At 63.5% G+C, this 16,223-nt stretch carries 12 protein-coding genes; 5 read left to right on the top strand and 7 right to left on the bottom strand.

Features of this window, described 5'->3' with window-relative positions; translation table 11 throughout:
* Nucleotides 1–35: 35 nt before the first annotated feature.
* Both dprA and HY836_RS18470 read right to left on the bottom strand, forming a co-directional pair.
* Nucleotides 36–1,208, bottom strand: a complete 1,173-nt coding sequence (dprA, locus tag HY836_RS18475; RefSeq protein ID WP_290679314.1) for a DNA-processing protein DprA — start codon at nt 1,206–1,208, stop codon at nt 36–38.
* 137 nt (nt 1,209–1,345) lie between these two features.
* Nucleotides 1,346–2,539 (bottom strand): LysM peptidoglycan-binding domain-containing protein, encoded by a 1,194-nt coding sequence (locus HY836_RS18470; protein WP_290679311.1) that lies wholly within the window; start codon nt 2,537–2,539, stop codon nt 1,346–1,348.
* A 221-nt stretch (nt 2,540–2,760) separates the two neighbouring features.
* Here HY836_RS18470 and def point away from each other — a divergent pair, with 221 nt between their 5' ends.
* The 5 genes from def (at nt 2,761) to HY836_RS18445 (ending at nt 10,266) form a co-directional block, all read left to right on the top strand.
* Nucleotides 2,761–3,276 carry a peptide deformylase gene (gene def / locus HY836_RS18465; protein WP_290679308.1) on the top strand — a complete coding sequence of 172 codons (516 nt, stop codon included), beginning with the start codon at nt 2,761–2,763 and terminating at the stop codon, nt 3,274–3,276.
* Between the two features lie 5 nt (nt 3,277–3,281).
* Complete coding sequence (gene fmt / locus HY836_RS18460; RefSeq protein ID WP_290679405.1) at nt 3,282–4,238, top strand: methionyl-tRNA formyltransferase; 957 nt, start codon at nt 3,282–3,284, stop codon at nt 4,236–4,238.
* Between the two features lie 81 nt (nt 4,239–4,319).
* Nucleotides 4,320–5,162: a zinc metalloprotease HtpX gene (gene htpX, locus HY836_RS18455; RefSeq protein ID WP_290679305.1), complete on the top strand. Its 843-nt coding sequence runs from the start codon at nt 4,320–4,322 to the stop codon at nt 5,160–5,162.
* 176 nt (nt 5,163–5,338) lie between these two features.
* A complete protein-coding gene (locus tag HY836_RS18450) occupies nt 5,339–8,662 on the top strand; it encodes an EAL domain-containing protein (protein ID WP_290679302.1) in 3,324 nt (1,107 codons plus the stop codon).
* 86 nt (nt 8,663–8,748) lie between these two features.
* On the top strand, nt 8,749–10,266 hold the full coding sequence (locus tag HY836_RS18445) for a glycosyltransferase family 39 protein (protein WP_290679299.1): 1,518 nt from the start codon (nt 8,749–8,751) through the stop codon (nt 10,264–10,266).
* Here HY836_RS18445 and HY836_RS18440 read toward each other — a convergent pair.
* Genes HY836_RS18440 through HY836_RS18420 form a run of 5 tightly spaced genes read right to left on the bottom strand, consistent with a single transcriptional unit; the run spans nt 10,263 to nt 16,136 of the window.
* Nucleotides 10,263–10,769, bottom strand: a complete 507-nt coding sequence (locus HY836_RS18440) for an MSHA biogenesis protein MshP (protein ID WP_290679296.1) — start codon at nt 10,767–10,769, stop codon at nt 10,263–10,265. The two genes, HY836_RS18445 and HY836_RS18440, sit on opposite strands and share 4 nt — an antisense overlap.
* The gene (locus HY836_RS18435) at nt 10,766–11,680 is read right to left on the bottom strand and encodes a prepilin-type N-terminal cleavage/methylation domain-containing protein (protein WP_290679294.1); all 915 of its coding nucleotides are present in this window, start codon (nt 11,678–11,680) and stop codon (nt 10,766–10,768) included. Before HY836_RS18435 ends, HY836_RS18440 begins: the two co-directional genes overlap by 4 nt.
* Nucleotides 11,677–12,132 carry a type II secretion system protein gene (locus HY836_RS18430; RefSeq protein ID WP_290679292.1) on the bottom strand — a complete coding sequence of 152 codons (456 nt, stop codon included), beginning with the start codon at nt 12,130–12,132 and terminating at the stop codon, nt 11,677–11,679. The genes HY836_RS18435 and HY836_RS18430 overlap by 4 nt, the downstream gene beginning before the upstream one ends.
* On the bottom strand, nt 12,122–12,601 hold the full coding sequence (locus tag HY836_RS18425; protein WP_290679289.1) for a Tfp pilus assembly protein FimT/FimU: 480 nt from the start codon (nt 12,599–12,601) through the stop codon (nt 12,122–12,124). The genes HY836_RS18430 and HY836_RS18425 overlap by 11 nt, the downstream gene beginning before the upstream one ends.
* Before the next feature lie 7 nt (nt 12,602–12,608).
* Nucleotides 12,609–16,136, bottom strand: a complete 3,528-nt coding sequence (locus HY836_RS18420; protein WP_290679286.1) for a DUF6701 domain-containing protein — start codon at nt 16,134–16,136, stop codon at nt 12,609–12,611.
* Between the last annotated feature and the right edge of the window lie 87 nt (nt 16,137–16,223).

Raw genomic sequence — 16,223 nt, 5'->3', positions numbered from 1 at the left:
GCCCGTGTTTGTATCACCGATCCCACTCCGCCCCGTCAGGCAGCGCCCACGCGCTGAAACAAGGCCCCGGGCAGGCGAGCCACCTGGCCCATCAACTCCAGCTCCAGCAGCCTGGCTCCCAGATCGGCTGCGCCCCAGCCAGTGCGCGCGCTCAAGGCCTCCTGGCTGACCGGGTCATAGCCCATGGCGGACAGCACCGGGTCCACATCCCTAGCGTCATCCGCAGCGGCGGACACACCGCCGTCGTCGCCAGACTGCGCCGAACATGCTGGCAAACCCGCGGAGACAATCACGCCCAACTGCAACTCTTCCAGCACGTCTTGCGCCGTCTCCACCAGCTTGGCGCCCTGCTTGATCAGCGCATGACACCCCCGGGCCTGCGGCGAGTGAATCGAGCCGGGAATGGCCAGCACTTCCCGGCCGATTTCGCCGGCCAGCCGCGCGGTGATCAAGGAGCCAGACTGCAAAGCAGCCTCGATGACCAAGGTGCCGCGAGACAGTGCCGCCACGATGCGGTTGCGCTTGGGGAAGTTGCCGGCCAGCGGTGCCGTGCCCAGCGCAAACTCGCTGAGCAGCAGCCCTTGCGTGCTCAGCCGCTGCGCCAAGGCCTGGTGCGCCTTGGGGTAGACCACATCGAGCCCCGTCCCCACCACGGCGATCGTGCTGCCAGAGGAGGCATCGCGCCAGCCATCCAGCGCCCCTGCATGGGCGGCGCCGTCCACCCCCAAGGCCAGACCGGACACCACGGTGACGCCTGCCTCGCTGAGCGCCTTGGCAAAGGCATAGGCATTCTCCTGCCCTTGCGGCGTCGGGTGGCGACTGCCCACCACGGCGACAGCCGGGCGGCCCAGCAAGTCCAGTTGCCCCTGGGCGAACAGCAACAAGGGCGGATCAGCGGCATCCAGCAAGGCCGCCGGGTAGGCGGGATCGGCCAGACTCAGCACAAAGCGCGATGGGCGCCCACTGGCCAAAGGCAAGCTTTCTGCCAGCCAAGTCTGGGTGGCCAGAACCTGCTCATCCAGCCCTGAAGGCTCACGCCCAAGCTCAGTTGCTTCGCGCTTGGCCACCAGCGCAGCCAACGTCTGTGCTGGCGCATCAAAAATGGCCTGCGGCGAGCCCAATGCCGCGAGCAGCTTGCGGGCAGTTCCTGGCCCGATTCGGGGCGTCAGCAACAGGCGCAACCAGGCTCGCAATTCCTCCCGTTCCATGTCTTCTTGTCTTTCTTTCTGAATGCCGCACTTCAATGAAAAAAGGGCAGCGCGGCATGGACCGCACTGCCCTCATGTCTGCCCTTGGGTCTGCCCGCATCCCGGCGGCCACACGGCCACCGACGCGGTCAACCCGCTCAGGGTTGCGTAAAGCGATCGCCCGCCTTGACGGGCTCCTGCACGTTGAGGATCAAGGCGTAGGACACACGATCAAACACGCGGAACACGAACAACAGGCCATGACGTTCGTCAGGCAGCTTGAGCGTGGCCTTGTCGTCGCTGGTCTTGTCGGTCACGGTGGCTCCGGCACGCCACAAGGCCAGAACATGGCCTCGCTCGACGCCATCACGCGCGCCCCTGTTGATGGTCACGATCTGATTCTGTCCGGCAGCCAAGCCTTCACCATAGATGGAGACGATCTGCCCGGCCAGATCCTGCGCTGGGGCATGCGGCACCATGTTGGTGTACTCACGCGGTGGCACGGGCGAGAGGCGATCACCCACGCCGGCTTCCTGGCGCAGGCTGGTGAGCATGAAGGTGGACGGAATCACCACCGGGCCACCATCGGCCCCCGTGCCTTCAGCCCCTTCGCGGGTCACGTTGGCCGTGCCGACAAACTGAGCCTCAAAGCCCAGCACCTCACGGGTGGAGGGATCGCGCAGGGGACGGGGCTCACGGAACAGGCGGAATTCGCGGCGGCCTTGCAGGTCACCACGGACATACGCCGTTTCGCCACGTGAGAGCACCACACGCCCTTCTTGCGTGGCCACGATGCGAGGTGCAGCCAGCAACTCCTCACTGGTGTCGAACACCACCGCCTCGTTGAAGAAGGGCTCCAGCAGGTGCACGCGCACGCTGCTGATGGCGTCATCCAGGCTGCCAGCGCGCACGCGCGGCGACAGCTTCACGGTGCCATTGGCCCCCACCACTGGCTCGCCCACGCGCAGGCGCGCGCGGCCATTGCTCTTGTCCAGATACAGCATCTGGCCCGGGAAAATCAGGTGCGGGTTGCGGATCTGCTGCATGTTCATGCCCCACAGTTCCGGCCAGCGCCAGGCGTTTTTCAGAAACAGGCTGGAGATATCCCACAGCGTGTCGCCGCGCTTGACGGTATAGGTATCGGGCGCATTGGGCGACAGCTCGGACAGCGGCACGCCGGCTTCGGCCACCTTGGCGGCCGTCGCTTTTTGTTGCGGGGTGATGGGATAGTTGGGAACACCCTCAGCGTGAGCGGTGGTCAAACTACCGGCCAGCACGCCCAGCGCGGTCAGTGCCGATACACTCAGGGCACGGGTCTGACGAGCCGCGTGGAACAGCGATCGCTGGGTCATGAAAACAGTCTCCAATTACCGGCCGAATAGATTCACCCAGGCAGGGTTGGCTCATATTCGGCAAAATCTGGTCAATGATCATTTGATTCTGCCCGTAAAACCGACACAGTCGCAATCAAAATTGCCCCGTGTTACCAGCGGTTGCGGCCTCGTCAGCCCGGTTGACGTTGCGCCACATCCACAACGTTATTGTTGATTTCCCTCTCCTCGACATTCGCACCATGGCCCTGCTGCCCATCCTCCAGTACCCCGATACCCGCCTGAACACGGTCGCCAAACCCGTCGCGCAGGTGGATGACCGCATCCGCCAGCTGGTCGATGACATGCTTGAGACCATGTACGAAGCCAAGGGCGTGGGGCTGGCTGCCACGCAGGTCAACGTGCACGAACGCTTGGTCGTGATCGACACGAGCGAAGAGCGCAACAAGCCGCTGGTGTTGATCAACCCCGAAATCACCTGGGCCAGCAACGAGATGCTGGTGTGGGAAGAGGGCTGCCTGTCGGTACCTGCGATTTACGACAAGGTCGAGCGCCATGTGCGCGTGAAGGTGCGCGCGCTGGATCGCAACGGCAAGACCTTTGAATTCGAGACCGACGACGACCTGCTGTCCGTGTGCGTGCAGCACGAGCTCGACCACCTGCTGGGCAAGGTGTTTGTGGAATACCTGTCGCCACTCAAGCGCAACCGCATCAAGACCAAGTTGCAGAAAAAAGCCCGCGACGAGCGCGACGCATGAGCAAGCTGAAAGTCGCCTTCGCCGGCACGCCCGAGTTCGCCAGCGAGGCCCTGCGCGCCATTCTGGCCGCCGGCTTCGAGGTGCCGCTGGTGCTGACCCAGCCGGATCGCCCCGCAGGTCGTGGCATGAAGCTGCAGGCCTCGCCCGTCAAACAACTGGCACAGCAGCATGGCATCACCGTGGCGCAGCCTCACAGCCTGAAGCTGGATGGCAAGTACCCGAATGAGGCCAAGGCCGCTCAAGCCGCCCTGCAAACCGCCGCACCCGATGTGATGGTGGTAGCCGCCTATGGCCTGATCCTGCCGCAGTGGGCGCTGAACCTGCCCCGCCTGGGCTGCCTCAATATCCACGGCTCGCTGCTGCCGCGCTGGCGTGGTGCGGCGCCGATTCACCGCGCGATCGAAGCCGGCGATGCCGAAACCGGCATCACCATCATGCAGATGGACATCGGGCTGGACACGGGCGACATGCTCGTGATCGAGAAGGACGCCATTCGCCCCGATGACACCACCGCCGCGCTGCATGACCGGTTGGCTGCGCTGGGCGGGCGTCTGATCGTCGAAGCGCTGGAAATGGCTGCCTGCGGTGGCCTGACGGCCACGCCCCAGCCCGAAGAGGGCGTGAACTACGCGCACAAGATCGAGAAGGCAGAAGCCGCCATTGATTGGCGCTTGCCGGCCACCACGATCGAGCGCCGCGTGCGAGCCTTTGACCCCTTCCCGGGCACCACCTTCCAGCTGGCAGGAGAAAAGGGCACGGACACCATCAAACTGTGGGCGGCGAGTGTCGTGCCAACGGGTGGTCAGCCCGGCGTGATCCTGCACGCGCAAGGCGACACGCTGGTGGTGGCCTGCGGAGAACAGGCACTGGCTTTGCACACCTTGCAAAAGCCGGGTGGCAAGCGCATCTCGGTACGTGAATTTCTGCAAAGTTGCCCGACCCTGCCCGCATCCCTGGCTTGAACCTTTTGGTTTGCACCTCATCTAACTGCCTGCCACCATAAGGTGGTGTGCTTCATTTTGCGGGTCAGGAGGCCCGACCACATGTTCAACATGATGAAAACCGCCATTCTCATGGCGGCCATCACCGCCCTCTTCATGGCCATTGGCGGGATGATAGGTGGCCGTACCGGCATGATGCTGGCGCTGGTCGTGGCCGTCGGCATGAACTTCTTCAGCTACTGGTTCTCAGACCAGATGGTGCTGAAGATGTACAACGCCCGCGAGGTGGATGAAACCTCTGCGCCGCGTTTTTACGCCATGGTCAAGGAACTGGCCCAACGTGCCCAGTTGCCCATGCCACGCGTCTACCTGATCGACGAATCGGCCCCCAACGCGTTTGCCACAGGGCGCAACCCCGAGCATGCGGCCGTGGCCGCCACCACCGGCATCCTCAATGTGCTGACCGAGCGTGAATTGCGCGGCGTCATGGCGCACGAACTCGCCCACGTCAAGCACCGCGACATCCTCATCAGCACCATCAGCGCCACCATGGCTGGTGCCATCTCCATGCTGGCCAACTTCGCCGTGTTTTTTGGCGGGCGAGACTCCGAAGGGCGGCCGTCCAATCCGATCGCCGGCATCGCCGTGGCCATCCTGGCGCCACTGGCCGCCAGCCTGATCCAGATGGCCATCAGCCGCGCGCGTGAGTTCGAAGCCGATCGGGGTGGCGCCGAAATCAGCGGCGACCCTCAAGCCCTGGCCAGCGCCCTGGAAAAGATTCACCGTTACGCGCAAGGCATCCCCCTGCAGGCCGCCGAGGCGCACCCCGAGACGGCCCAGATGATGATCATGAACCCCTTGTCTGGCGACGGGCTGCGCAGTTTGTTCTCGACGCACCCGGCCACTGAAGAGCGCGTGGCCCGCCTGATGGCCATGGTCCGTTGAACTCGTAGCGATCGGCCTACATGGTCATGATGTGAATCTCTTCACGCCCCGAAGCAGTCTGAGGCACTTTCGGGGCGTCGCCCCCTCATTCGAGGGTCAAGCCTGCCAGCACCAGTCCGATACACCGACAACGCGCTCCGTCTCCAAGGCGGGCGACGGCATGTCAAGGACCCTGGATGCTGATCGACATTCGCAAGACCGAGGAAGAATCACGCTGGCTGCACCGCTGTGCGTGGGCCGTGCTGCTTGCCGGCCTGATGCTCAGCGGCGTGGCATGGTGGCAAGCGAGCCGCAATCTCCAGAAGGCGGCTGATGCCTCCTTTGCTCAGCAGACGGCAGACATCACCGAGCACCTGACTCAGATCACGGATCACTACCTCGACGTACTGCGCAGCTTCCAGGGTATGTTCCTGGTCACCGGCGACGTTGACCGCAAGGCCTTCCATCGAAATTATCAGAACCTGGACATCGCCAGGGAGTACCCCGCCTTCCAGGGCATCCAGTACGCGCAGTGGATCCCCCACGATCACAAAGCCGCGCTCGAAGCGGCTGTCCGCAACGACCGGAGCATGAAAGCAGATGGCTACCCGCGCTACCAGGTGACTCCGCCAGGTGAACGCGCCGAGTATTTGCCGGTGCTGTTCAATGAGCCAGAACAACTCGGCGGGGCGATCCTGGGCCATGACATGGCCTATGAACCGGCACGACGCGAGGTCATGGAACGCGCCCGTGATACGGGGCGTCCCCAAGTCTCTGCACCCCTGCAACTGGGGCAAACCGCTGGCGACCAGCTGGGCATCGTGATCCGGTTGCCCATTTTCAAACCGAACGCCCCCATCGACACCACCGGCAATCGCCGTGCCGCCTTCATCGGGCTGGTCAGCGGGAGCGTACGCGCAGCAGACTTGATGAAGCAGGCCGCGCAACTCAAGGACTGGCAGCACCTCCACTGGACGGTCTACGACGTCGGGTCAGACCTGGACCCAGAAGAAGCCACGCCACAGTTGCTGTTCAACAGTGCAGCGCACATGGACAAGGGCTACACCAGCACCGCACGGCAGGACGATACCGATGTGCGCGTCGTCAAGTTCGACGTGGGCGGCCGCCACTGGCAGATGCGATTCGTCCGCGAGCCTGTGCGGGCCATGACCCAGGCTTACCCTTTGGCCTTGCTGCTCGGCGGCATCTTTGCCTCGGTCGGACTGTGGTGGGCCATTCGCAGCGCGGGCGACCGCCAGGAGCAGGCGGCCTCCATGGCGCTGGACCTGAGCCAACAAGCGCGCGACAGCGAACGCCGTTTGCGCTCCGTGCTGGACAACACGGTGGATGGCATCGCGACCTTGTCGACGGCTGGCGACATCCTCAGCGTGAACCACGCCGTTTGCCTGATGTTCGGCCACGAAGAAGGCGACATGGTGCGCCAGCATGTCAGCAAGCTGCTGCCCGCCACGGCCACGCATGCGCCTGACAAACGCATGGACAGCTTCCTGCAAGCCCAGCAGGTCGGTATCGATGGCGTGGGGCGACGCACCGAGGGCCTGCGCGCCAACGGGGTGACCTTCCCCGTGGACATGGCCGTCAGCAGCATGGAACTCAACGGCCAGAAGCAATACATCGCGGTGCTGCGCGACCTGACGGCGCAAGAGTCTGCCGAGCGCGCCATCTTCGAAGCCCAGCGCCAGCTCAACGAAGTCGATGAGATGCGCCGAGTCATCGTGCACAACGCGCCTTACGCCATTTTCGTGCTCAATGCCCAAGGCGTCATCCAGACCGTGAACCCCGCTGGTGAAAAGCTGGTGGGAACCAAGGCGCACGAGCTGGTGGGCCGCTGCACGACGCGCCGCTTCTTCGACCCCGATCAGGTGGCTGAACGCGCGCGCATGTTGGCGCTGCGCCTCAACGAGCCCGTACGCGAACTGGACGTGCTGACCCACCTTGCGCACGAGTCGCCCGGCCTGCCCAGCGAATGGACCATGCGCCGCGATGACGGCAGCTTCCTGATCGCCGAGATCACCGTGACCGAGCTGCGCAACGAGTTCGGCCACCTCAGCGGCTACCTGGCCATGGCCTACGACGTGACCTCGCGCCGCGATGCCGAACACCAGTTGCAGCACATGGCGCAGCACGACGCCCTGACCTCGCTGCCCAACCGCAACATGCTGCAGGAACAGCTCAAGACCTGCATGGGCATTGCTGATCGTCAGGGCCACCACATGGCCATGATGTTCCTGGATGTCGACCGTTTCAAGAAGATCAACGATGGCCTGGGCCACCATGTGGGCGACAGCGTGCTCATCGAAATCGCACGCCGCCTGCGTGCCGCCATGCGAACCTCCGACATCGTGGCCCGCCTGGGTGGCGACGAATTCGTGATCCTGTTACCCCAGATCTCGGCGGTGGAAGACGGCGAACGCGTGGCGCAGAAGGTGCTCGATCTGTTTGTCGATCCGCTGCGCATTGGTACGCACGAGTTGCGCATCACCCCCAGCATCGGCCTGGCCATCTACCCGGAACATGGTGCCGACACCATCACGCTGATGCGCCACGCTGACCTGGCGATGTACCAGGCCAAGAGCGATGGCCGCAACCGCGTGCAGGTGTACAGCGACAAGATGCAGTCGCCATCGGCTGACACGCTGGTGCTGGAAAACGATCTGTACAAAGCACTGGAGCGCGACGAGTTGCGCCTGCACTTCCAGCCGCAATTCGATTGCGCCAGCGGTCGCATCAGTGGAGCAGAAGCTTTGCTGCGCTGGGAGCACGGCGGCAAACTCATCCCGCCGTCCGACTTCATCCCGATGGCCGAGGAGACCGGCCTCATCGTGGCGATGGGCGAATGGGTGCTGCGACGCGCCTGCGTCATGGCGCAACAGTGGCGCGAGCGCAGCGGCTGGCCCTTGCGCGTGGCCGTGAACCTGTCCGCTGTTCAGCTGGATCAAGCCGACATCCCGGCCCTGGTCGCACAAGTGCTCAAGGACACCGGCCTGCCACCGACCGCACTGGAGCTGGAGATCACGGAAAGCGTCGTGGTGCGTGAATCGCTGCGCGCGGCCGACATCCTGACCCAGTTGCGCGCCGTGGGCGTGAGCATCGCCATCGACGATTTCGGCGTGGGCTATTCGAGCTTTGCCTACCTGCGGGAACTGCCGGTAGACCGCCTCAAGCTGGATCGCAGCTTCCTGTCGTCCGTGCCTGAGTCACCGGGTGACAGCCGCCTGGTGGCCGCCCTGATCGCCATGGGGCATCGGCTGGAAGTGGGCATCGTGGCCGAAGGCGTGGAAACCAACGAGCAGGCGGCCTTCCTGGTCGCCCACGGTTGCGATGAGGCGCAGGGCTACTACCTGGGCCGCCCCATGAAAGAAGAGTCCTTCGAGGCGCTGTTGATGGAACACAGCAGAGAACAAGCCGCCAGGATCCCCGCAACGCCCCAGCACCACGTTTCGGCGGCGCCGGCAACAGCCCCCCCCCCTGAGGTGCAGGATCCAACCATCACGGTCTGAGCGAGCCCCGACCGCCGGGTATACCTACAATGCCGCACCGCACCCGCGTGTGCGGCATTGTCTTGTGCCCGACCACCCCTGCCCCGATGACAGCCGCTCGCCTCTCCTTCGCCGACTCACTTGAGGATCCACGCACGGCTTTGTTCGTGCTGATGCTGCACTTGCTGATCTGGACAGCCCTGCCGCTGCTGGTGTCACGCAACCTGCCGCTGGACGTGGTCGAAGCGCTGGCATGGGGACGTGAGTGGCAATGGGGCTACTACAAACACCCCCCTTTGTCTGGCTGGATCGCCGAAATGGCACGCTGGGGCACAAGCAACTGGAGCCTGTTCCTGCTGGCCCAAGTCATGGTGACCGCAGGCCTGGCGGGTGCGTGGCTGCTGGGCAAGGACTTGCTGGGCACGCGGCTGGCCACCCTTGCGCTGATCGCCACGGAAGGCGTTCATTACTTCAACCTGTCAAGCACCGAATTCAACGCCAATGTGGTGATGTTCCCCTTCTGGGCCTGGGCCTCGCTGAGCTTCTGGCGCGCCACGCAAAGTGGCCGCCTGATCTGGTGGCTGGTGCTGGGCTTGTGCTGCGGCCTGGGGACGCTGGGCAAGTATGTGTTCCTGCTCCTGCCAGCCTGCATGTTCATCTACACACTGGTCCACCCCGCTGCACGTCGATGCTGGGCCACAGCCGGCCCCTGGGCCGCAGCGGCGGTGTTCGCGCTGATCCTGGCGCCACATGTGAGCTGGGCCATTGACAACGACTGGGCTACCTTGCAATACGCGCTGGGGCGCGGTCACAGCGAAGAGCTGGCGCGTACAGGCAGTTGGGCGCAGGAGTTCGTCCACTTCGTGCTAGCGCAAAGCCTGGTGCTCCTGCCCCTGTGGGCCCTGCTGCGCTCTCTGGGCCCGGCCGCAGCCTCATCCCGCCCGGCGGAACAGCGCTGGCTGCTGTTCACCCTGGCACTGGCGCCCCTGCTGCTGATCATGACGGCCGCCACGCTGGCGCAAGCCAAGATGCTGCACATGTGGGCCTCGCCCTTCTTCCTTTGCGCGGCCCCCCTCTACCTCGCCTGGCGCCAACCGCGTGTGCTCAATACCTCTCGCTTCATCAAAGCCACCCTGGTCTGGGTGACCTTGACGGCACTGGTGTTTGCCATCACCGCACTGTGGGGCCCCCAGAAAAAGCATCGCCTCGATCGCACCAGCTACCCGGGCCGAGAGATCGCCCAGACCCTGACGGCACAGTGGCGAGCCCAAACCGGCCAACCCTTGCGCATCGTCGCTGGCGAACCATTCGTATCAGGCACAGTGGCGCACTACAGTGACGACCGCCCCACGGTGTTCTACGACGCCGACTTCAGTGAATCCTTGTGGCTGCAGCCTGAGCAGGTTCACCGTGATGGCGCCCTGTTCGTCTGGCCCATTGGCCGAGGCGACACGGCCATGCCACCCCCCCCCGCAGACAGCCGAGAGCAGGTTCAAGCCCTGCTGGCACGCTACCCCAACCTTCAGGCGCGCCCCACCTTGCTGATCCACACCAGCTGGATGGGCAAGCCCTACACGGTGGCCGTGGCCTGGGCGGTGCTACCGCCTGCATCAGTGCGCCCTTAGAAACCAGGGTCCGCGCTGGAAATGATGGCCTGACGCTTGCGTTCAACGTAGTTCATGCCAGCCGAGTTCGCGTTGTCCGGGCAGGAGGCCGCCGAGCCATTGCAAGCCACCGCATCAATCACATAGAGCCTCGTGGTCAGGTTCGTGCCGCTGGCATCCTGGCCTTCGTTGTAGGCCGTGCTCTGGGTTGTGCAAGACACGGTCACCTTGAAACCCATGCTACTGGTGAGATCTAAAGTCTGGCTGCCCGCACAGTTCGAACCCATCCAGCTACCCTTGAGCGCCTGATACATGCCCCACTCGGTGCCTGCGTTGGCCGCCTGAAAGGCTCGGGCACCCATGACGTCCTGCGCCGATGACACCTGCTGCGTCCAGGTCAGCCGGGTCACGGCCGCGGCCAGCACGGCCATCATCACGAGCACCACGATGGCCGCGATCATGCCCAGGCCCCTCTGAGTGCGCAAGCCAATTGGCATGGGATGAAGCGAGGATGGCATCGTCATGGCACGTTCATCACATGGGCACCAACTGCCATGTGGGCTGTTTCGTTGTTGCGGGCCAGCTCCACGTCCATCCACAGAAAGCCGCTTTGCTGTGTGGCGCCCTGATTGGGGTCGTATACGAAAGAACAAGACTTCACGCGCGTGGCCAGGGCGACGGCACCTGCTGTGGAGGGGCACGATGTGGGATAGGCTGAAGTGAACGACCGCACCAACCGGTACAAGGTGCCTTTGCCATCCCCATTGCCGTTGAGGGTGCCATCCGCCCCCGAACAGATGTAGAAGACAGACTGCTCGCTGTTGGCGACAGTCAGGAATCGCCCACCTGAATAGCCGGGAGACACCTGCATCGTCGACATGGTGATGCGCTTGTAGCCTTGCGTCGAACTCGATGGCGACGTCACCGAGGTGATGGCCGATCGATTGGCGCCGGTGTAGACATCGTTGCCATTTTGGTTGTTGATCACCACCCAGTCCCCTGCCGACGGGTCGGTGGACAGTGGCGACAAGGTGTCGAACGCCATCGTGGTCTGTGACGTGTCCACCCAGGCAGAACAGGCGGCGGAGGGCGCCGTAGGCGGCGTAGGCTGCGGGTTGCATGAGCCTGCGTCATTGACATTGTCCGGCGCCATGCGATAGCGCCCGCCGGAGACCACAGGCACCAGCTCGAAACATTGCGCCGACGGTACCCGGATGGAGTTGGGCACGGCCCTGCGCACATCCCGCAGCATGCGCCGCAAGGCCGTATCGGCCTGATCTGACATGTCCGCGCGCAAGCGTGTACCCGTATAGGCGTCGATCGCCGGGCGGATGAAGAGCGACACCGTGGCGGCCATGATCGCGCCGATCATGATGACCAGCACCAGCTCGACCAGCGTCACGCCATGTTGAGGATGGGAAACGGGCTTCATCATGATGCGTAGTCCGTTCGCCAGCCTTTGAGGGTCACGCTGTCACTGCCTCGCGACACCGTCACGGTGATCAGCTTGGCAGCGGCCACACCGCTCAGCGTTGAGACTGCCACGCTCACGCTGATGGAGTAAGCGCTGAGCGCCGATATCGTGGTGCCATCGATGTTGCAGATCTGGTTGGTGGTGGCATAGCCGTTGTAGTCCGACACATCGTTGTAGGTGTCGCGCGCGCACGTGGCCGGGGCCGTGTTGGCCAAAGGCGGATATTGCTTGAGCTCGATCTCTTCCAGAATTTCTTCCGCCAGAACCAGCATCTGTTTGCGCACCATCGGGTCGGCACTGCTTTTGGCGCTCTGGTTGAACGCCGCCATGACGCCGGCCAGGGCCACGCCAATGATCACGATCGCCACGACCATTTCGATGAGCGTGAAGCCGCGCGATGGCCTACTCCACATAGCCAGTCTCCCCGTAGACCGTGATGCTGCTGGCACCCGACATGGTGATGGTTCGATCCGCCGAGGTGGTACCTGCGCCATCCGTGGTCACACGCCCATCCGGCTGAAAATAGATCGTGCCCGCCGGTGACACGCTCGTGCCCGCACTGCTGTTGGTCGATGATGCAAAGGTCGCGCTGCCATTGGGCCCATTGACGCTGGTCGAGCAGGACGTTGCGGGATTCACTGCGGCGGAGGTGATGCTCACTGTGGTCGCCGTGATGGTGACACAGGTCAGGCGACGGCGGGCCACCGCCCCCTTTTGGGCAAACCGAAGCGCACCTTGCAAAGAGTCATGCCAGGCGTCATCGCGCGCGCCGATGGCCCCTGAAACCTTGGGGATGGCATAGGCGGCCAGGATACCGGCCAGCACCATGACCACGATCAGCTCCACGATCGTGAAGCCTGCCTGGTGCAGGCGAGCGGGCACGGGGGCTTCAGTACAGATCACGGACGAACACCGCCTTCTTGGTTTCTGGTTTGTAGACGCCGAATGTCACTCTCGCACTCGGATCACGGTCATAGCTAATCAACCCGGTGCAGCTGTTCGCACTGCCATTGAGCGCACGAAGCCAGTCCAGATTGGCACCCGTGCTGGCCGGATGGCTGGCCAGACAGGATTGATCGGTCGAGGTCGCGCCCAGGTTGAAGGCGAAGTCCACACTGCCTGTGGAGACGGGGCTGGGGGCGCCCAAGGTCAAGGTGCCATTGCCGCCGCCTATCACCACGGCCATGGGAATGCTGTTGATGGTGGCCTTGGTCGCTGGCGTGGTGCTCCATGACGAGGTGGCGCCGCCCTTGTAATCCAGGTAGTTGGTGCGCGCGACAGCCGCAACGGGAATGTAGGTGCAACTGTCATCGCTGTTGACCACCCAGGTCTTGCCGTTCCAGTGCTGTGCCTGTACAGGAATGTCCAGTGAACTTTTTTCCGAACCAAAGGCATTGGAGACCTTGATCCGCCCGCTGCGCACGGTCAGCGTGCCATCCCACCCGCTTGACGAGATGCTGCTGGCGCTCTCTGTGGCCCGCACGGTCACGGCCGTGGCCGAGGTCAGCTTCGACGTGAACGTGAACTTGAACGGCGACACACCGGTGCTGGAGAACGAGGCAAGGCCACTGGTAAAGCTGCTCAGTGACACAGCCGTGCTGTTCAAGGCGCCCGTGCTGGCCCCGGCCCCCTGCATGGACAGCGTGACCGCCTTCGCGAAATTGGGCGAGGTATCGCCGGAGCCATCATAGTTGGCCGTGGTCACACCATCGGCGTTGACCGCTGTCAGCGTCAATGAAAACGGTTGGCCGCTGTAGGTAAAGACACTGCCGCAGCCCTGGGTGATGCTGGCCGTGAGGTGATGCGGCACGAAGGGCCCCACGCCGCCAGTGCCCCCGGTGTTGCCGGTCACCGTCGTACCAGTACCCAGGTAGCTGCCACTGACCAGGGTGGCCGTCAGATCGCCGGTGCCCACCTCTGACCACTTCAGATCGCTCAGCGTCACCGCGCCGCTGCTGAAGCTGCTCGACGAAATATAGGGCGAGCCGCCGGTTGAACCTGTGCCAGTGAAGGTACCTGCCGCTGCAGCCAGCCCTGTGGGCCTGTACTTGGCCCACGCCAGACGCACATAGTCCTGCGTCACAGCCGTTTCTCTGCCAAAGTTGGGCGCGGCCGTGCCGACGCTGTTCCTGGCCGTCAAGGTGGCAGCAAAGGTGCTGCCGGCCACGGGCGCAGCGGTCACACTGCTGAATCCGAACGATGCCGGGCTGGCAATGAAGGTACTGCTGCCGGTCATGCTCAGGCCCGCATCCGTACCAGAGCCGGTATAGGTGCCCGTCAAGGTCATTTGCCCCACGTCGGCATATTGCATGGTCGTGGTGGCCACGCCGCTGGCATTGAAGCTCAGGCTCACCGCCTTGCCGGTTACATCACAGGCCGCCGCGGCGCTGCCCGAACTGTTCACGGCCGTGCCTCCCACACGCGCGGGCAGGGTGCCCGTCGTCGGGTTGGCATACGCACACTTGAAGGTGACGTTCTTGCTGGTACTGGCAAATGCAGGTGCGCACACCGTCGCGTTATTGCTGGAGCGCACCGCACTGACCGTCACCGACTGAGACGCTTCTGACAGGTGGTTGGGCACCGAGAAATACAAAGCCGAGTCGACGGTGGAGGCTGCACATGAGCCGCCACTGGTAGCCGCCGCACCCATGCCGCAGTAAGTCGCAGGCGAGCCGACTGGCGTCACCGACAGGCCGGACAGCGCCGCCGTCGCAGTGCCCACAGTGGTGGCGTGCGCAGACACCGTGGTCGTGTAGCTGCCATTGGCAATGGAGAAGCCTTGCCCGGCAGGATAGTTGACCGTCACGCCGGACACCGTCAGGGTCCCGGTCAGGCCGGACGTGAAGTTGGTGGTGCACGCCGCATCGCCACAAGCCCTGACGGTGTAGACGATCGGCGTGCAGGTCACGTTGCTGGCGCTACCCGTCGTGAGTTCGACGTGGTGCAGGGATTGGCTGGCCGTGAAGGCGCAGGAATTGCCACTGGCTGCCGCCACCCCCATGCCGCAATACAAGGACGGCGACCCAGAAGCCGCCGGCGATACGCCACTGACAGCCGCAGTCAGGGTGCCCGCCACCGTTGGCGTGCCATTCACCGTTGTCGAGGCGCTGCCCGCCGTGATCGTGAAAGCCTGGCTGGCTGCGGGCGTGACGGTCACCCCCGTTAAAGACAGTGAACCCGTGACACCGCCCGTATACGTGACCGCACAGGCGGCATCGGAGCAGGCCTTGATCGTGTACGTCAAAGCAGAATTAATGAAACCCGAAGCGGTCGATGTGGTCACCTCCAGGTGATGCAAGCCCATCACTGAAAGAGAGCAACTGCCACTGCTGGTGGCCGTCGTACCCAGTCCACAGAAGACCTTGGTCGTGTTTGTGGGTGTGGGCGAATAGCCGGTCAAGGCCACCGTGGCTGTGCCTGCTGGCGAGATGCTGACCGTCTCCGTCGTCGTGTTGGTTGGGCCAGCGGCGATGGAAAATGCTGCGCCCGTCGTATAGGTCGTTGTCAGCCCCGTGCCGGTGATAGATAGGTTCCCGGTGACGCCCGTGATGTAGGGCACGGAGCACGCAGCATTGCCACAGGCCTTGATCGTGACGTTGGTGCTGGCACCTTGCGAGACCGAGCTCGACGAGGTCGTGACCTCCAGGTGATCCGGCGCCACCGACGCGTCCACATACGTGATCTTGTCAACCTTGAAATGCTGCGAAGTGTTCGACGACAGGAAACCGCAGTTCGCACACTGGGACACCACGAACTGCATCGACTTGATCTTCACGCCGCTGTCTGGCTGGTACTGAACGTAGACGGAATAGAAATCGACCGCGTCGCCCAGCAGCCAACCCAACAAGAGGTTATAGACCTGCGCGAACCAGTTTTGGTCCACGTACTTGGCCATGCACAAACTGTTGCTGCTGTCCGTACAGTTCTTGAGCGTCACCACGGAGTTGTCGGCCAGCGTCAGGTTGACCACCATCGAGTTCTGTGACGCAAACTCCACGCCCCACAGGAAGCCCACATAGGGCGTGTGATTGGCGAAGTTGATAGTGACCGAGGTGGTGTTGGCATTGACCCCGGAATACAGGCTCATCACATTGCCGGAAAACCCGGTCAACGAAGACGATGCGTTGTAGGCCACACTGCCCGGATCCGAGCCCAACGTACACAACCAGCCCACGAACAGCAAGTAATAGCGATTGCAATCGCCATTGGCGGAGCTGTAGGTCAACTTGCTGGCTGTCTGCTCGCTCGCCAGCGTCAAGGTATCGAAATCAATGGTGCGCTGATTTGCGGCAGGGCTAGGGGGCGAGGTCGTGCCATTGGTGTAGACGGACAAGCCCGCCTGTGCAACGGTCCCGCACAGCACCAGCAGCAGGCCAGACAGCACCTGCAAGATCGACTTCCAACTGGCCTTGCCCATGACGACACTCCAACGCATCAAGGCGCGCAAGCACAAGCCGTACGCCTTTGACTGCCTGCGGACGCGATCGTTCGCGAGCAGCCAGAA

Source organism: Aquabacterium sp. (genome assembly GCF_016234775.1).
GTDB lineage: Bacteria > Pseudomonadota > Gammaproteobacteria > Burkholderiales > Burkholderiaceae_C > Aquabacterium.
The sequence above is the reverse complement of the archived record's forward strand: the minus strand, read 5'-3'. Positions and strand labels throughout refer to the sequence as shown.